The 19,023-nt window shown below is 61.5% G+C and carries 18 protein-coding genes; 4 read left to right on the top strand and 14 right to left on the bottom strand.

Annotated features, from left to right (window positions below):
- Positions 1–16 precede the first annotated feature (16 nt).
- Entirely contained in the window at positions 17–304 is a 288-nt protein-coding gene (locus tag REH59_RS05100) for a DUF2282 domain-containing protein (protein ID WP_003255083.1), read from the bottom strand.
- Positions 305–528: 224 nt separating this feature from the next.
- Here REH59_RS05100 and REH59_RS05105 point away from each other — a divergent pair, with 224 nt between their 5' ends.
- Positions 529–1,113 carry a sigma-70 family RNA polymerase sigma factor gene (locus REH59_RS05105; RefSeq protein WP_003255081.1) on the top strand — a complete coding sequence of 195 codons (585 nt, stop codon included), beginning with the start codon at positions 529–531 and terminating at the stop codon, positions 1,111–1,113.
- Entirely contained in the window at positions 1,103–1,744 is a 642-nt protein-coding gene (locus REH59_RS05110; RefSeq protein WP_014860117.1) for a DUF1109 domain-containing protein, read from the top strand. Before REH59_RS05105 ends, REH59_RS05110 begins: the two co-directional genes overlap by 11 nt.
- A gap of 61 nt (positions 1,745–1,805) precedes the next feature.
- Here the strand turns inward: REH59_RS05110 and gltS are convergent, their stop codons facing one another.
- From gltS to arcD (REH59_RS05145), 7 genes are all read right to left on the bottom strand, one after another.
- Positions 1,806–3,011, bottom strand: a complete 1,206-nt coding sequence (gltS, locus tag REH59_RS05115) for a sodium/glutamate symporter (RefSeq protein WP_014860118.1) — start codon at positions 3,009–3,011, stop codon at positions 1,806–1,808.
- Between the two features lie 127 nt (positions 3,012–3,138).
- Positions 3,139–4,647 (bottom strand): sigma-54-dependent transcriptional regulator, encoded by a 1,509-nt coding sequence (locus tag REH59_RS05120; protein ID WP_003255078.1) that lies wholly within the window; start codon positions 4,645–4,647, stop codon positions 3,139–3,141.
- A gap of 140 nt (positions 4,648–4,787) precedes the next feature.
- A complete protein-coding gene (locus REH59_RS05125) occupies positions 4,788–5,156 on the bottom strand; it encodes a DUF5064 family protein (RefSeq protein ID WP_003255077.1) in 369 nt (122 codons plus the stop codon).
- A 56-nt stretch (positions 5,157–5,212) separates the two neighbouring features.
- The gene (gene arcC / locus REH59_RS05130; protein WP_014860119.1) at positions 5,213–6,142 is read right to left on the bottom strand and encodes a carbamate kinase; all 930 of its coding nucleotides are present in this window, start codon (positions 6,140–6,142) and stop codon (positions 5,213–5,215) included.
- A gap of 163 nt (positions 6,143–6,305) precedes the next feature.
- Positions 6,306–7,316, bottom strand: coding sequence for an ornithine carbamoyltransferase (locus REH59_RS05135; RefSeq protein WP_003255074.1), 1,011 nt, complete (start codon positions 7,314–7,316; stop codon positions 6,306–6,308).
- Positions 7,317–7,385: 69 nt separating this feature from the next.
- The gene (arcA, locus tag REH59_RS05140; protein ID WP_003255072.1) at positions 7,386–8,639 is read right to left on the bottom strand and encodes an arginine deiminase; all 1,254 of its coding nucleotides are present in this window, start codon (positions 8,637–8,639) and stop codon (positions 7,386–7,388) included.
- Positions 8,640–8,672: 33 nt separating this feature from the next.
- On the bottom strand, positions 8,673–10,100 hold the full coding sequence (gene arcD / locus REH59_RS05145) for an arginine-ornithine antiporter (RefSeq protein ID WP_003255071.1): 1,428 nt from the start codon (positions 10,098–10,100) through the stop codon (positions 8,673–8,675).
- A gap of 435 nt (positions 10,101–10,535) precedes the next feature.
- On the opposite strand from arcD (REH59_RS05145), the gene arcD (REH59_RS05150) reads away from it, so the two are divergent.
- Entirely contained in the window at positions 10,536–11,963 is a 1,428-nt protein-coding gene (arcD, locus tag REH59_RS05150; RefSeq protein ID WP_003255067.1) for an arginine-ornithine antiporter, read from the top strand.
- Here arcD (REH59_RS05150) and REH59_RS05155 read toward each other — a convergent pair.
- The 6 genes from REH59_RS05155 to gap all read right to left on the bottom strand — a co-directional run bounded on the left by REH59_RS05155 (position 11,943) and on the right by gap (position 18,815).
- Positions 11,943–12,356, bottom strand: coding sequence for a YbaN family protein (locus REH59_RS05155; RefSeq protein ID WP_003255065.1), 414 nt, complete (start codon positions 12,354–12,356; stop codon positions 11,943–11,945). The two genes, arcD (REH59_RS05150) and REH59_RS05155, sit on opposite strands and share 21 nt — an antisense overlap.
- 54 nt (positions 12,357–12,410) lie before the next feature.
- Positions 12,411–13,004, bottom strand: coding sequence for a biliverdin-producing heme oxygenase (locus tag REH59_RS05160; protein WP_003255063.1), 594 nt, complete (start codon positions 13,002–13,004; stop codon positions 12,411–12,413).
- 140 nt (positions 13,005–13,144) lie between these two features.
- Positions 13,145–15,733 carry a TonB-dependent receptor gene (locus REH59_RS05165; protein WP_128573645.1) on the bottom strand — a complete coding sequence of 863 codons (2,589 nt, stop codon included), beginning with the start codon at positions 15,731–15,733 and terminating at the stop codon, positions 13,145–13,147.
- Between the two features lie 125 nt (positions 15,734–15,858).
- Positions 15,859–16,821, bottom strand: coding sequence for a FecR family protein (locus REH59_RS05170; RefSeq protein ID WP_014860122.1), 963 nt, complete (start codon positions 16,819–16,821; stop codon positions 15,859–15,861).
- An 88-nt stretch (positions 16,822–16,909) separates the two neighbouring features.
- Positions 16,910–17,422 (bottom strand): RNA polymerase sigma factor, encoded by a 513-nt coding sequence (locus tag REH59_RS05175; RefSeq protein WP_003255059.1) that lies wholly within the window; start codon positions 17,420–17,422, stop codon positions 16,910–16,912.
- Positions 17,423–17,813: 391 nt separating this feature from the next.
- Positions 17,814–18,815, bottom strand: coding sequence for a type I glyceraldehyde-3-phosphate dehydrogenase (gap, locus tag REH59_RS05180; protein ID WP_014589858.1), 1,002 nt, complete (start codon positions 18,813–18,815; stop codon positions 17,814–17,816).
- Between gap and REH59_RS05185 the strand changes: the two genes are divergently transcribed.
- Positions 18,814–19,002 carry a hypothetical protein gene (locus tag REH59_RS05185; RefSeq protein ID WP_135007147.1) on the top strand — a complete coding sequence of 63 codons (189 nt, stop codon included), beginning with the start codon at positions 18,814–18,816 and terminating at the stop codon, positions 19,000–19,002. The genes gap and REH59_RS05185 overlap by 2 nt on opposite strands.
- The last annotated feature ends 21 nt before the right edge of the window (positions 19,003–19,023 follow it).

The following is a 19,023-nucleotide window of genomic DNA, read 5'->3' on the forward strand; positions in this document are numbered from 1 at the left end:
GGTCGGTTTCCCCTGATCAAGACTTTTGAGGTGTCAGCGAGCCCATGCCGGCAGGTGTCTTGATCGATGTGCAGGTGCCGGCGGGGACGTTTTTCCAGTGCATGCCGTCGTAGTCCTTCTTCGCACTGCCGGCGCAACTGGTGCCGGCGCCGGCCTTGCAATCGTTCTTTCCTGCCATGGCGACGCCGTAGCATTTCTCCATGGCAGCGCCACTGCCTGCGGGTTGCGTGCTGTCGGCCGCCATGGCAACGCCTGCAAGCGAGGCGAGAGCGAGTGCTGCAGTGGTGAGGGCGAGGGTTTTCATGGGTCAATCTCCTGAGAGTGTGGCCGTGGTCTTTACCGGCGGCTCATGGAGTAGTTCGTGCCTTGCGTAAAACGGGTTACAGCCTTGGAAGAAATTTTTTCAGGGCGTGTCTTCACAACCTGATGTTGAAGCCAAGGGCATGGCATATTTGCAGCACCTGCGTGCCACACGCCGGGAGCGGATGAATCAAGTCAATTGTATTCAGGGTGTAACCCAGGCGACCCATGCAGCGAACTAACTCACAGGATGAGCTCGAGGCTCGCGAGGCCCGGTTGAAAGCACTGTTGCTTCGTGGGCTGACAGGCGACCAGCTGGCCTATCAGGATTTTCTTGGCACGCTTGCGCTGCATGTACGTGCGTTTCTGCGCAGCCGTCTGAGCAGGCGCCCGGCCGAGATAGAGGACATGGTGCAGGATGTGCTGCTGGCGGTGCATAACGCGCGCCACACGTACCAGCCGCAGCAGCCGTTGACCGCCTGGGTGCAGGCGATCGCCCGTTACAAGCTGGCGGATCATCTGCGAAGTGTTTCACGTCGCGACGCCCGGCATGATGTGCTGGACGATGATGCGCAACTTTTTGCCGTCTCGGAGGTTGAATCAGCCGAGGCCAGCCGAGACCTGACCAAGCTGCTCAAGCAACTGCCAGAGCGGCAACGACTGCCGATTGTTCATGTCAAGCTGGAGGGGTTGTCCGTCGAGGAGACGGCACAACTTACCGGGCTTTCCAGTTCAGCGGTAAAGGTGGGGATACATCGAGGTCTGAAAGCGCTATCCAGGCTAATTGGAGGAGCCAACAACCATGAAGACTGACGATTTGATCGCCTTGCTGGCTGCAGGCGAAGGGCCAGTACCGCGCCACGCCGTTTGCATTCGGATGGCAGTGGCTGTGCTGGGCGGGCTGACCGCCGCACTGCTGCTGACAATTACCCTTTACGGTGTACGCAGTGATATCACAGAGGTCGCACAAACCCCGTTGTTCTGGGGCAAAGTCGCCTTTCCAACCAGCTTGGCGTTGATCGGGCTGTGGTTGACGAGCCGCTTGGCCAGGCCAGGAGGGAAGGGCGCTGCAGGCTGGAAGATGCTTGGCTTGCCACTGCTGCTGGTCTGGTGCGGGGCGGCGGTCAGCATCGCCGGGGCGCCTGTGGAGGCGCGCGCCGACCTGTTGTTCGGGCGCACATGGCGTACCTGCGCACTGAATATCACGTTGCTGTCGGTGCCGGCCTTTGTCACCGTGTTCTGGGCGCTGAAAGGTCTGGCGCCCACCCGGTTACGGCAAGCGGGCGCTGCCGGTGGCCTGCTGGCGGGCTCGACCGCAACGGTTGCCTACTGCCTGCATTGTCCGGAAATGGGCGTACCGTTCTGGGGTGTGTGGTATGTCCTAGGCATGCTCGTGCCGACGGTATTCGGTGCCTGGTGGGGCCCCCGCATGCTGCGTTGGTAGGCTGTACCGGCAGGCCCCACGCCACTCAGAACGATGTCATTCAAGGGGAGCGTGAGATCGCTTAACCCGCAACAAACCAGGGCAATGCCAGGTACAGCTTGATCACGATGACATTGATGATGTCGATGAAGAACGCCCCCACCATCGGCACCACCAGGAAGGCGAGGTGCGAGGCACCATAGCGTTGTGTCACCGCCTGCATGTTGGCGATGGCTGTCGGTGTAGCACCCAGGCCGAAGCCACAGTGGCCGGCAGCCAGGACTGCTGCATCGTAGTTGCGCCCCATTACCTTGAACGTCACGAAGATTGCGAACAGCGCCATGACCAGTGTCTGCGCGGCCAACAAGGTAAAGAAGGGTAACGCCAGGGCTGCCAGGTCCCACAACTTGAGCGACATCAAGGCAATGGCCAGGAACAGGGACAAACTCACATTGCCCAGTACCGACACTTCCCGTTCGAATACTTTGTAAACGCCTAAAGCCCGAAGCCCATTGCGCAACACTACACCGACGAAGAGTACGCAAACGAAGGTCGGCAGTTCGAATGCTGTGCCTTTCAACAAGCCATTAAGTAATGTGCCCGTCAGTAAGCTGACCGCAATAAGTGCCAAGGTTTCTATAAATGAAAACGATGTGATCAGGCGCTCTTTGTCGGGTTGTTCAAAGCCCTTGGGTAACTGCGGTGCTTCTTCTTGCACGCCAGGTGTTTCGACCCGTTTGATCAGCAACCGGGCGACTGGCCCACCGATCAAACCGCCCAACACCAGGCCGAAAGTGGCAGAGGCCATTGCCAGTTCCGAAGCCGAAGCCAGGCCGAACCGCTCAGTGAAGGTCGCGCCCCAGGCAGCGCCTGTACCGTGGCCACCCGACAAGCTGATCGAACCGGCCAGCAGGCCCATCAGCGGGTCGAGCCCCAGTGCTGTTGCCAGGCCGATGCCCATGGCGTTCTGAACCATTAGCAAACCCGTCACCACCAAAAGGAATACGGCGACCACGCGTCCACCCTTCTTCAGGCTTGCGAAGTCTGCACTCAAGCCGATGGTAGCGAAGAATGCCAGCATCAACGGTGTTTGCAACGAGGTATCGAATTGGACGTGTACATCGAAACTGCGCAATGCCAGGAGTAACAGGGCAACGACCAGGCCGCCTGCAACAGGCTCCGGGATATTGTATGCGCGCAGGAAACCAATGCGTGCAACCAGGCCGCGTCCCAGTAGCAGTACCAACGAGGCGGCTACCAGTGTCCCGTAAAAATCGAGTTCGAACATCAGGGTACTCTTCGTTCAGGGTGACAAGCAAAATTGCAATGTCGCCATTCTACGGGGAGCACTCCAGTCACATGTGGCTGAGCGGCTAGGAAAAGTCCGATTCAATTATGGGTTTTGACCACAGCCGTCATGGTTTCCCGGGTATTCCATATTTACGCAGCCTCTGCGCGATAGCCGTGTGCGAAGTTTGCAAGCGCCCGGCCAGTTGCCGTGTTGACGGGTAGCTGGCATACAAGCGCTGTAACAGCTCGCGCTCGAAATCACCTACAGCCTGTTCCAGGCTGGCCACTTCGCCATCTTGCCCGCGTGCCACCGAGGTGCCGGCGATGTCCAGGTCGCCGATATCCACCAGGTTGCCCTCGCAGATAGCCGCGGCGCGGAAGATCACGTTCTGCAATTGGCGCACATTGCCCGGCCAAGGGTTGGCCAGCAGTGCCGAATGGGTGGAGGGGGTCAGCCGACAGGCTGGGCGCTGGATCTGTGTGCACGCCTGCTGCATGAAGAAGTGCGCCAGCATCAGGATGTCCTGGCCACGGTCGCGAAGCGGCGGTACCTCCAGGTTAAGCACGTTCAGGCGGTAGAACAGGTCTTCGCGAAAGCTGCCTTCGGCGACCATGCGCTCCAGATCGCGGTGGGTGGCGCTGATGATGCGCACATCCACCTTCACTTCACGGTCGCCACCCACCCGGCGGAAGCTGCCATCGCTGAGAAAACGCAGCAGCTTGGCCTGCAGGTAGGGCGACATTTCACCAATTTCATCGAGAAACACGGTGCCCTGGTTGGCCAGTTCCATCAGCCCAGGCTTGCCACCTCGTTGCGCGCCGGTAAAGGCCCCGGGCGCGTAGCCGAACAGCTCGCTTTCGGCCAGGCTCTCGGGCAGCGCGGCGCAGTTCAGCGCCAGGAACGGGGCCGCATGGCGGCTGCTGACGGCATGGCAGGCGCGGGCGACCAGTTCTTTGCCGGTGCCGGTCTCGCCATGCACCAGCAGCGGCGCATCGAGCGCCGCCACGCGTAAGGCGCGGGCCTTGAGGGTGCGGATGGCCGGCGACTCGCCAAGCAAGGCATCGAAGCCTTCGGCGTGGTCGTGGTGCAAGGCCGACAGGCGTTCGCCCATGCGCGAGGGGGGGTACAGCGTCAGCAGGCCACCGGCGTTGGTAATCGGCATGGCGTCCAGCAGCAGGCTATGGCCGTTCAGCTGCATTTCGCGCATGGGCAGGTGGAAGTTGTTGTCCAGCAGCGCTTGCAGCAGCGCGGGATCGCCAAACAGCTCACCCACCGAGCGCCCGGCAGATTCGCGGCCGCACAGTTCGATCAGCGCCGGGTTGGCCAACAGCACCAGGCCTGCGCTGTCCACCGCCAGCACCGGGTCGCTCATGGCGGCCAGCAGGGCATCGAGCTGCAGGTGGCGGCGCTGGCCGGGGAGGATGTCGACCACGTCCACCGATTGCACGCCGTGTACTTCGAACAGCGCGTCGTGCAGTTCTTCAAGTACGGCGGGGCTGAGGGTGGGGGCGTCGATGTAGACGTTCGGCGGGACCATCTCCACGGCGTCCAGGTTGAGGTTGCGGGCACCGAGCAGGGCGAGGACTTCCTGGGTGATGCCGACGCGGTCGATGAAGCTGACGTGGATGCGCATGGGGTTCGAACAGTTGGCAACGGAGGCCGCCAGTATGCCCTGAGACGGGGTTCAGGCCCAAGGTCGGCGGTGGCGCATTCGCGGGCGTGCCCGCTCCCGCAGGGTTGCTGCTGTAGGGGCGGGCTTGCTCGCGAAAAGGGTCACTCCAGATGTTCAGGTTTGATCGGGTCGCCCGATTTCACATCGAGCTTTTCGCGAATGTCCGCAAACATATGGTCATAGAGCTTGTGCGGCGAACTCAGGGTCTCGAATTTCTTCGGCGGCGCCAGATACGACTGCGCCTTGCGGGTCAGTAACATGAGGAAGCTGGGCAAGGCCTGGTCCTTGGCCAGGAAGAACTTTTCTTCCACCGTCTTGCCTTCGATGCTGCCATGCATGTGGAACTGAATGCCTCTGCCTTCCTTGGGGTCCGACACAGCCTCGTACTCGATGTTCAGGTCATAGCTGTGGTCGGCGTTGTTCAGCGCAGAGCGCTCGATGTGTACATGACCAGGCTGATACTGGGCCATGGCTATCTCCTTTGGAAGGTCGAAAATGGCGGGCCGCGTAAGCCCGCCGACTGCATTCAACGGTAGCTGATCCCCGGCTTCTCGGTGGAAACCCGAGTGCCGGCTTTGCCTTTGACGATGCCTTCGATGTTCTCCAGCGAACTGATCACCGCCACCTTGCCGGTGTTGCGGGCAAAGTCGCAGGCAGCCTGCACCTTCGGCCCCATGGAGCCGGCGGCAAACCCCAGCGTTTCCAACGCGTCCGGGTGGGCCTGGGCGATGGCCTTCTGCGTCGGCTTGCCCCAGTCAATGTAGGCTGCATCGACGTCGGTGGCGATAATCAGAAGGTCGGCTTCCAATTGCTCGGCCAGCAGCGCCGAGCACAGGTCTTTGTCGATCACCGCCTCGATGCCTTTGAGCTTGCGGTTTTCATCGTACAGGGTGGGGATGCCGCCACCGCCTGCGCAAATCACGATGCTGCTTTTTTCCAGCAGCCACTTGATCGGGCGAATTTCGAAGATGCGCTTGGGTTTCGGGCTGGCTACCACGCGGCGGTACTTGTCGCCGTCGGCCTTGACCACCCAGCCCTTTTCCTTGGCCAGACGCTCGGCCTCTTCCTTGCTGTAGACCGGGCCGATGAACTTGGTCGGGTCCTTGAAGGCCGGGTCGTTGGCATCCACTTCCACTTGGGTGAGCAAGGTGGCGAATGGCACCTCGAAGGCCAGCAGGTTGCCCAGTTCCTGTTCGATCATGTAACCGATCATGCCCTCGGTCTCGGCACCCAGCACGTCCAGCGGGTAGGCCTCGTCTGGCTTGTACGACAGGGCCTGAAGCGACAGCAGACCCACTTGCGGGCCGTTGCCGTGGGCGATGACCAGCTCGTTGCCAGGGTGAATCTTGGCGATCTGTTCGGTGGCGGTGCGGATATTGGCGCGCTGGTTGTCAGCGGTCATGGGCTCGCCGCGACGAAGCAGGGCGTTGCCGCCCAATGCAACAACGATACGCATGGTAATGTCCTTTAGCGAAAGAATGAATGGACTGTCGCTGCACGGAGGCTGCGGAGTTCGCTGTGGGAGCGGGCATGCCCGCGAAGAGGCCAGACCTGACATCATCGATGATGCGGCTGACGCCTTCGCGGGCACGCCCGCTCCCACAGGGACTGCGGGCTACTTATAGATCAGCCAGGGTCGATACCAGGATCGCCTTGATCGTGTGCATGCGGTTTTCCGCCTGCTCGAAGGCGATGCACGCTGGCGATTCGAACACGTCATCGGTCACTTCGATGCCGTTGGCCAGGTCCGGGTATTGTTCGGCGATCTGCTTGCCTACCTTGGTGTCGGAGTTGTGGAATGCCGGCAGGCAGTGCATGAACTTGGTCCGCGGGTTGCCGGTGGACTTCATCAGTTCGGCATTCACCTGATAAGGCTTGAGCTGCTTGATGCGCTCACCCCAGGCTTCGATCGGCTCGCCCATCGATACCCACACGTCGGTATGCACAAAGTCGACACCCTTGACCGCGGCTTTCGGGTCTTCGGTGAGGGTAATGCGTGCGCCGCTTTCTTCAGCGTACTGCTTGCAGCGCTCGACCAGGTCGTCGTGCGGCCACAGTGCCTTGGGCGCGGCGATGCGCACATCCATGCCCAGCTTGGCGCCGATCAGCAGCAGCGAGTTGCCCATGTTGTTGCGGGCATCGCCCAGGTAGGCGTAGCTGATGTCGTGCAGCGGCTTGTCGCTGTGCTCACGCATGGTCAGCACGTCGGCGATCATCTGGGTGGGGTGATATTCGTCGGTCAGGCCGTTGAACACCGGCACGCCGGCGAACTTGGCCAGCTCTTCGACGATTTCCTGCTTGAAGCCACGGTACTCGATGGCGTCATACATGCGCCCGAGCACTCGGGCGGTGTCCTTCATGCTTTCCTTGTGGCCGATCTGCGAGGAGTTGGGGTCGATGTAGGTGACGTTGGCGCCTTGGTCATAGGCTGCGACTTCGAATGCACAACGGGTACGGGTGGAGGTTTTTTCGAAGATCAGGGCGATGTTGTTGCCCTTCAGGTGCTGCTGCTCGGTGCCCGTGTACTTGGCGCGCTTGAGGTCGCGGGACAGGTCCAGCAGGTAGCGCAACTCGCGGGTGGTGTGGTGTTCCAGGCTGAGCAAGTTGCGGTTGTGAATGTTGAACGCCATGACAGTTTCTCCTTGAGTTCGGTGATGTCCCGGCCGCCACTTCATGGGTGCGGCCGGGCGTAATGGTCGTTAGTAGTCGATCGGGTCGCGCACGATAGGGCAGGTCATGCAGTGGCCGCCGCCACGGCCCCGGCCCAGTTCGCCGGCGCTGATGGTGATGACCTCGATGCCGGCCTTGCGCAGCAGGGTGTTGGTGTAGGTGTTGCGGTCGTAGCCAATGACCACGCCCGGCTCGATGGCCACCACGTTGTTACCGTCATCCCACTGTTCGCGCTCGGCGGCGAAGCTGTTGCCGCCGGTCTCGACCACGCGCAGCTTGACACCCAGTTGCTCGCCCACCACTTCGATGAACGACTTGTTGATGCGGCGTACATCCATGCCGTAAGGCTTGCTTTCGTCCGGGCGGATGATGAATGGCACAATCTCTTTCACCACTTCCGGGAAGACCGTGACCAGGTCGCGGTCGCAGAAGCTGAAGACAGTGTCCAGGTGCATGGCGGCGCGGGACTTTGGCAGGCCGGCGACGATCACTTCCTTGACGGCGCCCTTGGCGAACAGGTTTTGCGCGAGCTGGCCGATGGCCTGGCGCGAGGTGCGCTCGCCCATGCCGATGAGCACGATGCCATTGCCGATCGGCATCACATCACCGCCTTCGAGCGTGGCGTTGCCATGGTCCTTGTCCGGGTCGCCATACCACACCTGGAAGTCGGCCTCGGTGAACGCCTTGTGGAACTTGTAGATGGCGGTGGTCAACAGGGTTTCCTGGCGACGCGCCGGCCAGTACATCGGGTTCAGCGTCACGCCGCCGTAGATCCAGCAGGTGGTGTCGCGGGTGAACTGGGTGTTGGGCAGGGGTGGCAGGATGAAGCTGGAGTGGCCCAGGTAGTCGTTGTACATCTTCACGACTTCGGCGCCTTCGCTCTGCGGCAGGTCCTGGCCTGCCACGCCGCCGATCAGGAATTCGGCCAGGTGGCGTGGCTCCAGGCCTTCGAGCCAGCTGCGCACTTCGTTGGTCAGGCCTACGCCGACGGTGTCAGGGGTGATCTTGCGGTCGAGGATCCACTTGAGGGCCTCTTTGTTCTGCACGATATCGGTCAGCAGGTTGTGCATCTCCAGCACATCCACACCACGCTCGCGCATCTTGGTGACGAAGTCGAAATGGTCACGCTTGGCCTGGTCGACCCAGATCACATCGTCGAACAGCAGTTCATCACAGTTGCTCGGCGTCAGGCGCTTGTGCGCCAGGCCCGGTGCGCAAACCATCACTTTGCGCAGTTTGCCGGCTTCGGAGTGGACACCGTACTTCTGTTTTTCAGCGGACATGGTTTCATTCCTCCAATTGAGCGAAGACGTGGGTCAAAGGGTCAGGAAGCCGTCATACAGGCCAAAGGCTGCCACCAGGGCGCCAATGACCACGGCTGCGAAGATCAGTTTTTCCACGTTGGTGAAGACCGGTTTGCCCACCTCACGCTTGGCCTTGGCGAACAGGATGGCGCCAGGTGCGTAGAGCAGGGCAGAGAGCAGCAGGTATTTCACGCCGCCGGCGTACAGCAGCCAGATGGCGTACAACAGGGCGATGCCACCGATGATCAGGTCCTTCTTGCGTTCGGCCAGGGCCTGTTCGTAGGTTTCGCTGCGCAGTGCCAGCAAGAACGCATAGGCTGCCGACCACAGGTAGGGCACCAGGATCATCGAGGTGGCGAGGTAGATCAGAGACAGGTAGGTGCTGCTTGAGAACAGCGTGATGACCAGAAAGATCTGCACCATGGCGTTGGTCAGCCACAGGGCGTTGGCCGGTACCTGTTTGGCGTTCTCGCGGCGCAGGAACTCCGGCATGGTGTGGTCCTTGGCTGCGGCGAACATGATCTCGGCGCACAACAGCACCCACGACAGCAGCGCCCCGAGCAGCGAGATGACCAGGCCGACGCTGATCAGCACCGCCCCCCAGTGGCCGACCACATGCTCCAGCACGGCAGCCATCGATGGGTTCTGCAGCTTGGCCAGTTCCGGTTGAGTCATGATGCCCAGCGACAGCACGTTGACCAACACCAGGAACAGCAGCACGGTCACGAAGCCGATCACCGTTGCCTTGCCCACGTCGGTGCGTTTTTCCGCCCGCGCCGAGAAGATGCTCGCGCCCTCGATGCCAATGAACACCCACACGGTAACCAGCATCATGTTGCGCACTTGGTTCATGACGCTGCCAAGCTCTGGCGTGCCTACGGCCCAGATATCGGCGGTGAAGATGTCGAGCCTGAAGGCGAACAGGCAGATCAGGGCGAACAGCACCAGCGGCACCACTTTGGCCACAGTGGTGACCAGGTTGATGAAGGCTGCCTCCTTGATGCCGCGCAGTACCAGAAAGTGCACCGCCCACAACAGGATCGACGCGCCAATGATGGCGGCTGGGGTGTTGCCTTCACCGAAGATCGGGAAGAAGTAACCCAGGGTGCTGAACAGCAGTACGAAGTAGCCGACGTTGCCCAGCCAGGCACTGATCCAGTAGCCCCAGGCCGAGGAAAAGCCCATGTAGTCGCCGAAGCCGGCCTTGGCATAGGCATACACCCCGCCATCCAGGTCAGGCTTGCGGTTGGCCAGGGTCTGGAACACGAAAGCCAGGGTCAGCATGCCGACCGCGGTGATCCCCCAACCGATCAACACGGCCCCAACCCCTGCGCTGGCGGCCATGTTTTGCGGCAGCGAGAAGATCCCGCCGCCAATCATCGAACCGACGACAAGTGCAACTAATGCGCCGAGCTTTAGTTTTCCGGATGAATCAGACATTTAACAACTCCTGCCAGGAGAAAGTTGACGACAGAATAGATCCGACGCCGTTGCCTTGACCTGACTTACGTCAGTTTAAGGCGACGTGAAGGTAGGAAATTTCCTTCACGGGTGCTCCTGGAGAGTGCCGACAGCTTGAGCTGCAGGCCTTGTGTGCTGGCACCTCCATGTCCTTCTAGAGCAAACGCTCTGTTCAGCCTGCGAAGCTTGAAACTAGCCGCTTTTGCCGCTTTAGCAAATTTTTCACAAGAATTTCGAGTTTTATCCGTTTCTTTTCTAGTTGCTGGACTGCTGCTAGTTTTGAGGGAGCAGGTACATAGACAAAGCAGTTATTAGTGATATAGGTTGGGCGCACGGCTTCAGTATAAGTAACGGTATTTATATAGCCCGCAAGGCTGTTTCAAACGCATGACAGGCTGGAAGAAAGGGAGGCTCATGAGCGAACCGGGACAGAAGCTACGCCTGGGCGCGCTGATCGCGCTGGTGGTCGGGTCGATGATTGGCGGCGGGATCTTCTCGCTACCGCAGAACATGGCCGCGCGTGCTGATGTGGGCGCAGTGCTGATCGGCTGGGGGATCACCGCAGTCGGCATGTTGGCCCTGGCCTTCGTGTTCCAGACCCTGGCCAACCGCAAGCCGGAACTGGACTCAGGGGTATATGCCTACGCCAAGGCCGGCTTTGGCGAGTACATGGGCTTTTCCTCGGCCTGGGGCTACTGGATCAGCGCCTGGCTGGGCAATGTCGGCTACTTCGTACTGCTGTTCAGCACCCTGGGTTTCTACTTCCCGGTGTTCGGCGAAGGCAACACACCCATCGCCATCGGTTGTGCCTCGCTGCTGCTGTGGTCGGTGCACTTCCTGGTACTGCGCGGCATCAAGGAGGCGGCCTTCATCAACCAGGTCACCACCGTCGCCAAAGTGGTGCCTTTGCTGATTTTCGTGGTGATCGCGGCATTCGCCTTCCGCGCCGATATCTTCACCCGGGATATCTGGGGCTTGAGCAACCCACAATTCGGCAGCGTGCTGGAGCAGGTGCGCAACATGATGCTGGTGACCGTATTCGTGTTCATCGGCATAGAGGGTGCCAGCGTGTATTCCGGGCGCGCCCAGCGTCGGTCAGACGTGGGCAAGGCCACGGTCATCGGTTTTCTGGGTGTGCTGGCGCTGCTGGTGCTGGTCAACGTGTTGTCGCTGGGCATCATGACCCAACCGGAACTGGCCGGGCTGCAGAACCCCTCGCTGGCCTCGGTGCTGGAGCATATCGTCGGCCCCTGGGGCGCCTTGCTGATCAGCCTCGGCCTGGCGGTCTCGCTGCTTGGCGCCTTGCTTTCATGGGCGCTGCTGTGTGCCGAAATCCTTTACGCCACGGCGCGGGACAAGACCATGCCGCGCTTTCTGGCCAAGGAAAACGCCAACCATGTGCCGGCTAACGCCCTGTGGCTGACCAACTGCATGATTCAGGGTTTCCTGCTGATTACGCTGTTCTCCGCCGGTACGTACACCAGTCTGATCTACCTGGCCTCGTCGATGATCCTGGTGCCCTACCTGTGGTCTGCGGCGTATGCCGTGTTGCTGGCGATGCGCGCAGAAACCTATGCCGGGCAGCCGAGGTTGCGGCGCAAGGACTTGCTGGTGGCGCTGGTTGCCCTGCTGTATGCCGTGTGGCTGCTGTATGCCGGCGGGCTCAAGTACCTGCTGCTTTCGGCGCTGCTGTACGCCCCCGGCGTCATCTTGTTCGCGAGGGCCAAGCATGAGCAGGGGCAGACGTTGTTCACGGCCTGGGAAAAGCTGATTTTCGCCGCCGTGCTGGTGGGTGCCGCGCTGGCGGCCTACGCCTTGTATTCAGGGCTGCTGAGCTTGTGACGGGGCAGGGCAGGCGTGTTCCGGGCGTGACCAGATCCACAGGTTGCCCAGGGTCATGCCGGCGATTGCCAGGAATACTGGCCAGTGGTGTTCCAGAAAGGTCAGCATCAGGCCCGCGCACAGCAGCATGCTGATGGTTGCGCTGACCTTGGCCCGGCGCTGGATCACCTTGCCGTTGCGCCAGTTATGCAGAATTGGCCCGAACAGCCGGTGGTTCTCCAGCCATGCCGACAGGCGCGGTGAGCTGCGCGTGGCGGCCCAGGCGGCCAGCAGGATGAACTCGGTGGTCGGCAAGCCAGGAATCACAATGGCGACCAGGCCCACCCCGAGGCTCACGTAGGCCAGGATTCCATACAACAGGCGGGCGAGTTTCGAGCGGGCTGGTCGGGTCATGTTCTCACTGCATAAAACGGTTCGGCCACCGGAGGGGTGGCCGGCTTCGGCGTATCAGACCAGCGCGGCATCCGCAGCGTAGGCGTGCTTGAGCAGCTCGGTGAAGCGCTCGAAAGCGGCCACTGCACCGCGCTCGGCAGCCGCTTCCTCTTCCGGCGAGAGCGCCAGGCCATCGAGGATGCGGGTGAACTGCTTCCAGCCTTCGGCACGGCCACCGGCGGGCTCCCCCAGGTGACGGGCACCGAAGCTGTCGGACAGTTCCAGGGCCACGGCACGCTTGATCAGAAACGCAGCGCCCAGTTTGGAGCCTTCGGAGACGAAGATCCAGCCCATTGCCTCGCCCAGGCTCAGCTTGCCCACGGCACCCGGTACGGCGGCCGGTACTTCGGTGTCGAGGTCGGCAAGGTCCAGGCGGGCCTGGTCGGCACGGCAGCGCTCAGCCAGATCAGGGACGATGGCGATCAGCTGAGGGTCGTTGTACAGGGCCTGCAGCTCGGACTGGAACAGGTACTGCGCGACGACGAAGCGGGCGAAGCTTTCGCGGCTGTCGAAAGGCGCGTGGGATTTGACCAGGGCATCCAGTTCGGCGTGCGGGGCGTGGGTGATCTGGTTCAGGCGTTGGGAGCGCAGGGATGGGCGTTCGGTCATGGGGCAGTCCTTGGAAAGAGGGCGTCTAGATACAAGACGAAACAGCGGGAGCGGGACAGTAAAAAAAGCCGGTATTTGTGTTGCCAGTACCGGCCTCTTCGCGGGTTTACCCGCAAAGAGGCCGGTACAGACGTAACGCCTCAGATATCCCAAACCACATTGATACCGAAGTTGCGCCCCGGCATGGTCAGGCGGTCGATGTTGGCTGGCTGGGTCACAGCCGCCTCACCCTGGCCGTCGTAGCTGCGCACCGAATCCCACTGCCAGTACTTCTTGTCGGTAAGGTTGTACAGCCCGGCGTTGATGGTGACGTCGTCGGTGACCTTGTAGTAGCCGGTCAGGTCCAGCACACCGTAGCCCGGGGTGCGGAACTTCGAGGTAGAACCGTCAGGCGAATAAAAGGTGCTGTCGTCGACACGGGTCTTGCGCTTGACCAGCGTCCAGCTCAGCAAGCCACCGTAGTTCTGCTGCTCGTAGCCCAGGCCGAATACGCCTTTGAGCGGGTTGACACTGTTCAGCGGTTGACCGGTGTCATCGTTACGACCATAGGTGTAGGCAATCGAGGTTTGAGTATAGAGGCCCTGCGGTGCGCCGAAGTGGTCGAGGTTCAGGCGGCCCTTGAATTCGGCACCCTTGATGGTGGCGTGCTTGATGTTGTTGGCCTGGAAGGTCTGTTCCAGGTTGGCGCTTTGCACGGCATCTTCGTCGATGAAATCACGGTACTTGTTGTAGAACACTGCCACGTCGAAGTTGCCGGCGTCGAAGTTGCCACGCAGGCCGGTTTCGTAGCTTTTGCTCTTTTCAGGCTCAAGGTTCGGGTTGCCCTCCACGCGGTAGCCTTGGTCCAGGTTCTGGAAGCGGCCATACATGGCTTTGGCGGTCGGCGTGCGGAAGCCCTCTGCATATTGGCCGTACCAGGTGTAATTGTCGTTGAAGGCGTAGGTCAGGCCGAACTTGGGCGAGACGCGGTGCCACTTCTTGTCCGAATCGTCCTGGGAGGTAGGCGCCGTACCGCTGGACTCCAGACCGCGCAGGAATGCCTCGGTGAATTTGGGCTCCATACGGGTGTAGTCGTAGCGCGCGCCGGGCATGAAGGTCCAGTTGTTCCAGCGGATTTCATCCTGCGCGAACAGGCTGTAGGTATTCACGGTCGGGTCCGGGAAGTCGCTGACCAAGGCCTGGCCGTCACGCGCGCTGTCCTGTCCGATGGCTGTACAGGTACCCCCGATGTTCAGGCAAGTGCCGGTGCCGCTACGTGAACCCGTTACTTTCTCCTGTTTGAATGTGGTGCCGTAGGTAAACAGGTGGTCGGTTTGGCCAATGCTGAAGGCCTTGTCCAATTGGGCGTCGAATACCCACTGGCGATCCTTGTAGGTAGTCTGCCGGTCCCGAAGCACTTGGCGTCCCGAGGCGACATACAGCTCATCGGTACGTTGGTCGGTCTTCGCGATCTGGTAGTTGAGGCTCCATTTGACGTGATCTGCGACCACGCTATCGAGGTCGAATTCATGATTGAGGCCGAAGCGTTCACGGGTGATCGTGTCGTTGCCTTGGCGCATGCGGTACGAGTTCATGCCACCAAAGCCGGGGATGAACGGCCCACCCACCGCGCTGAGGATGTTCTGGTCGCGGTCATCTTTGTAGCGCTCGTAGGTGAACCCCAGGCGCGCGTCGTCGGCGTAGTTCCAGCCCAGCTTGGCCAGCACGTTGGTGGTGCGCACGTCCATCGGGTTGGCTTCGGTGCGCGACAGGCCGTCGCCACTGTGGCTGCCGTGGGTTTCGGTCTCGTGGCCGTTGCGCTGGCTCAGGTGCAGCAGGCCGTCGAAATCACCCTGGCGGCCGGCGACGGTGGCGGAGGTCAGCCAGCTTTCGTCGGCCGAGCTGTAGCCGGTTTTCAGGCGTGCCCCCACGTCTTTACCGGGCTTGATGATGTCGTCCGGGTCGAGGGTGAAGTAGCTCACCGCACCGCCGATGGCGTTGCTGCCATACAACACCGAGGCCGGGCCGCGGAGGATTTCCACACGCTTGACGATTTCCGGGTCGACGTAGTTGCGCTGGGTTTGGGCGTAGGGGCCGTAGAAGAAGCTGTCGGGGATCGACACGCCGTCGACTTGGGTGAGGATCCGCTCGCCGTCGATACCACGGATGTTGTAGCCGTTCAGCCCGCTGCGTTGGCCGGTTCCGGATACCGACACACCCGGCTCGTAGCGCACCAGATCCTGGATATTGTTCACGTTCTGCCGGTCCAGTTGCTCACGGGTCTGCACGCTGACAGTGCTCGGCACCTGGCTGACGTCCTGTGCGCTGCGGGTGGCGCTGACGGTCACCTGCTGCAGTGCAATCACGTTGCTTGCGGCTTGGCGCTCCAGTACCACATTGCCGTTGCTGATCTTGCGAAAACTCAGCCCGGTACCCCGCAACAGGCGCTTGAGGGCAGCATCTGGCGGCAGCGAACCTTGTACGCCTGGCGAAGCCACGCCGTCGGCCAGCTCGGCGCTGAAGCCGACCTGCCAGCCGGTGACCTGGCTGAAGGCGTTGATCGCCGACACCAGCGGCTGCTGGCCGATGCTGAAGCGGTAGTCGCCCATGCGCGGGCTGCTGGCCTGGGCCGGCTCGGCGGCCAGCGCCGGCAGGCTGCAGGCGCCGCTGGCGAGCAGAGCAAGGGTCAACAGGGACAGTTGTCCTGTACGGCGGGGAAGGTTGGACGAGCGGGTAGGACCAGTGGACATCGGAAGCGCTCCCAGACGCGCGGGCTGTTATAGGTGATGGCTGTTCTTGCTTTAAACAAGAATCAGTTGCATTGGCTATAACGAGACGGGCGGGCGAGTGCGATCGCGTAAAAATAATTCAGGGGTCAGTTCAGGATGACCAGCGCCGGGTACTCATGCAGTTGTGCCGAGGTGATGTGGGCCAGTGCGCGCAGGGTTTCCAGCGGCTGGTCGAGGCGATAGTTACCGGTGACGGCAACGTTCTCCAGCTGCGCATTGCGGTTGATGATCCAGCCCGGGTAGTAGCGCTGCACTTCGGCCAGTACCTGGCTCAACGGGCAGTTCTCGAACACCAGACGGCCGTCGATCCAGGCCAGGTCCTTGTGCATGTCGGGGCGCTGGCGCTGGCCAAAGCCCTGGGGGCCGACGCTGATGCTGTCGCCGGCAGTCAAGCGGATGCGCTGGTCACGATCCCCCTGCAGGTCGACATCACCGCGTTGCACCCGTACCTGGGCCTCGCCGTCAAGGTAGCGCACGGCAAAGTCGGTGTCGCGCACCTGTGCGCGCAACGGCCCGGCTTCAACCTCCAGCGGCAACTGAGCGCCCTCGGGGACCTGGAAGTAAGCCTCGCCCTGTAGCAGGCGGGCGACCTGGCGGCCGTCCTGGCGTTCGCTGGCGAATGCCGAATTGGTGTTGAGCAGCACTTTTGCGCCGTCTTCCAGTTGCAGGCGCTGGCGCTCGCCGACCACCGTAAGGTGGTCGGCCTGCAGGCGCATGGGCAGGTTACCGACGGTGAACAGCCCGACCAGCAGCATCGCCGCGGTGGCCAGGGGTTTCCAGTGACTGCGCAGGCGCCCGCGTAATGAGCGGCGTTGCCGCTGGTGCATGTGCGTGGCCACCTGATGCAACGGCGCACCGTTCCACAGTGCCTCAGCCTCGACATAGGCCTCGGCGTTTTCTGGCGCGGCGCTCAGCCAGGCTTCAAAGGCCTGGGTGTCCTCGGCATCTGCGCATTGCAGGCGCACCAGCCAGTCAAGCGCCTCGTCCATGGCACGAGCACGGGCAATAGGCCTGGCAGGTGACGGGCGAGGAGCAGGGCTGTCGGTCACGGTGAATCCTTGAATGGTTTTTTGCGAATGATCAAGACTAAGGCGGGGTGTGGCAAGGGCTTTGCGTTGCCGTTCGCCTGCGGTCAGCTTACTTGAGTCGTTCGGCAACACCCATGCAGATTGCCATGATCAGTTTCAGTTCCTTTTGTACCGTGCTGGGCGAAACACTCAGTTGTTCGGCGATTTCCAGATAGGTGGCGCCATGCAGGCGGCTTAGGATGAAAATGCGTTGTTGGCGCTCGCTCAGTTGATTGAGGCTGACGCTGAGGTGCTTGAGCAACTGCTCGGCGTGCGCGGCATCCTCGCTGCTGGTGGCGGGCGCGGCGACACTGTGCAGCACTTCGTCGGGCACGTCGTCGACCAGCATGCGTGCCTGCACCCGGCGTGCACGCAGGTGGTCCAACGCCAGGTTGCGCGCGGTCTGAAACACAAACGGCTCGATGTGCTCGATGGGCCGCTCGCCCAGCGCGCGGGACACCCGCAGGTAGGTTTCCTGCAGCAGGTCTTCGGCCGTGCTGGGGTTACCGACCATGCGCTGCAGGGTACGCAGCAGGGTGAGGCGCTGAACGAGGAAGACGGAATTGAACCGGGACTGACTCACGGGGGGACCTGGCCGACGAAAGGTTAATGATAATGCTTATCATCCTTGCTGCAGGTCAAGTGTGGAATTATCAGGAAAAGGTAAAGATTGTAGTCGCGGGATGCCGTGTGCTTTTTGTGGGAGCGGCCTGCAACCTTGAGCCTGCCCTAACCATTCATCGGTCACGGTGCGTTATACCTTGGTCGACGACCACGTTTGCCACGAGGCCTGAGCAACCCTTGTGGGAGCGGCCTTGTGTCGCGATAGGGCCGCAAAGCGGCCCCAGCAATCTATGCATGATGCGGAGATCCTGGGGCCGCTGCACGGCCCTTTCGCGACGCAAGGCCGCTCCCACAGGGATCGCGCCAGCTTTTAGAAATTGAGCAAGACAGTTGCCCCCACACGGGTCGCGTCAGCCAGCCCGGTGCAGCGCCAGGCAGTTATCCAGCATCCGGTTGCTGAACCCCCACTCGTTGTCATACCAGGCCAGCACCTTGAGCATCCGCCCGTTGGCCCGGGTATGGTTGGCATCGAAGATCGACGACAGCGGGTTGTGGTTGAAATCGCAGGAAACCAGTGGCAGGGCGTTGTAGCCCAATACCTTGGAATGCTTGCTGGCCTCGAGGAACAGCTGGTTGACCTGCTCGGCCGTGGCCTCGCGCTTGAGGTTGACGGTGAGGTCCACCAACGACACGTTGATGACGGGCACCCGCACCGCCATGCCGGTCAGCTTGCCGGCCAGCTCCGGCAGCACCAGGCCCACGGCCTCGGCGGCACCGGTCTTGCTCGGGATCATCGACTGGGTGGCTGAACGCGCACGGTACGGGTCGCTGTGGTAAACGTCAGTCAGCACCTGGTCGTTGGTGTAGGCGTGGATGGTGGTCATCAGGCCTTGCTCGATGCCGAACTCCCGGTGCAGCACCTGGGCGATCGGCGCCAGGCAGTTGGTGGTGCAGGAGGCATTGGAAATGACCTGGTGCGAGGCACGCAGGATGTCGTGGTTGACCCCGTATACCACGGTGGCATCGGCACCCTTGGCCGGTGCCGAGACAATCACCTTGCCCGCCCCGGCGGCCAGGTGCGCAGCGGCTTTGGCGCGGTCTGTGAACAGCCCGGTGCACTCGAACACCACGTCGATCGCCTCGGCCTTCCAGGGCAGTTCGGCCGGATTGCGAATGGCACTGACCGCGATACGGTCACCGTTGACCGTCAGGCTTTCGTGGTCGGCCTCGACGGTCGCGTCGAAGGTGCCGTGGACACTGTCGTACTTGAGCAGGTGGGCGTTCATGGTGCTGTCGCCCAGGTCGTTGATGGCGACGACCTGCAGGTCCTGGCGGTAGCCTTGGGTATACAGTGCGCGCAGGACATTGCGCCCGATTCGGCCGAATCCATTGATGGCGATGCGAAGGGTCATGGCAGTACCTCTGGCAGTTCGAGTGAAACCTATGGCACAAAGGAGCTTCACTGAAACGGTTTTGTTGTTGGAATTACAAGATTATTCACTGGCTGATAGAAAACAAGCCTTTTTAGTGGCAGTATTTTGTTTAAATATACAACGAGTGGTTGGGCAACGTGCCTCCACCGATGCAGCGGGCTCCTAACCATGAGCCTAGGCCGCAATC

The organism is Pseudomonas sp. BO3-4 (assembly GCF_034044115.1).
Lineage (GTDB): Bacteria > Pseudomonadota > Gammaproteobacteria > Pseudomonadales > Pseudomonadaceae > Aquipseudomonas > Aquipseudomonas alloputida.

Excerpts from the sequence above, each read along its gene's own strand:
- gltS (WP_014860118.1), bottom strand. The coding sequence starts at position 3,011 with ATGTTCGAACTCGATTTTTACGGGACACTGGTAGCCGCCTCGTTGGTA.
- arcD (WP_003255067.1), top strand. The coding sequence starts at position 10,536 with ATGAGCGAACCGGGACAGAAGCTACGCCTGGGCGCGCTGATCGCGCTG.
- REH59_RS05110 (WP_014860117.1), top strand. The coding sequence starts at position 1,103 with ATGAAGACTGACGATTTGATCGCCTTGCTGGCTGCAGGCGAAGGGCCA.
- REH59_RS05185 (WP_135007147.1), top strand. The coding sequence starts at position 18,814 with ATGGCAGTACCTCTGGCAGTTCGAGTGAAACCTATGGCACAAAGGAGC.
- arcA (WP_003255072.1), bottom strand. The coding sequence starts at position 8,639 with ATGTCCGCTGAAAAACAGAAGTACGGTGTCCACTCCGAAGCCGGCAAA.
- REH59_RS05165 (WP_128573645.1), bottom strand. The coding sequence starts at position 15,733 with ATGTCCACTGGTCCTACCCGCTCGTCCAACCTTCCCCGCCGTACAGGA.
- REH59_RS05155 (WP_003255065.1), bottom strand. The coding sequence starts at position 12,356 with ATGACCCGACCAGCCCGCTCGAAACTCGCCCGCCTGTTGTATGGAATC.
- REH59_RS05100 (WP_003255083.1), bottom strand. The coding sequence starts at position 304 with ATGAAAACCCTCGCCCTCACCACTGCAGCACTCGCTCTCGCCTCGCTT.
- gap (WP_014589858.1), bottom strand. The coding sequence starts at position 18,815 with ATGACCCTTCGCATCGCCATCAATGGATTCGGCCGAATCGGGCGCAAT.
- REH59_RS05105 (WP_003255081.1), top strand. The coding sequence starts at position 529 with ATGCAGCGAACTAACTCACAGGATGAGCTCGAGGCTCGCGAGGCCCGG.
- REH59_RS05120 (WP_003255078.1), bottom strand. The coding sequence starts at position 4,647 with ATGCGCATCCACGTCAGCTTCATCGACCGCGTCGGCATCACCCAGGAA.
- arcD (WP_003255071.1), bottom strand. The coding sequence starts at position 10,100 with ATGTCTGATTCATCCGGAAAACTAAAGCTCGGCGCATTAGTTGCACTT.
- REH59_RS05125 (WP_003255077.1), bottom strand. The coding sequence starts at position 5,156 with ATGGCCCAGTATCAGCCTGGTCATGTACACATCGAGCGCTCTGCGCTG.
- REH59_RS05160 (WP_003255063.1), bottom strand. The coding sequence starts at position 13,004 with ATGACCGAACGCCCATCCCTGCGCTCCCAACGCCTGAACCAGATCACC.
- arcC (WP_014860119.1), bottom strand. The coding sequence starts at position 6,142 with ATGCGTATCGTTGTTGCATTGGGCGGCAACGCCCTGCTTCGTCGCGGC.
- REH59_RS05135 (WP_003255074.1), bottom strand. The coding sequence starts at position 7,316 with ATGGCGTTCAACATTCACAACCGCAACTTGCTCAGCCTGGAACACCAC.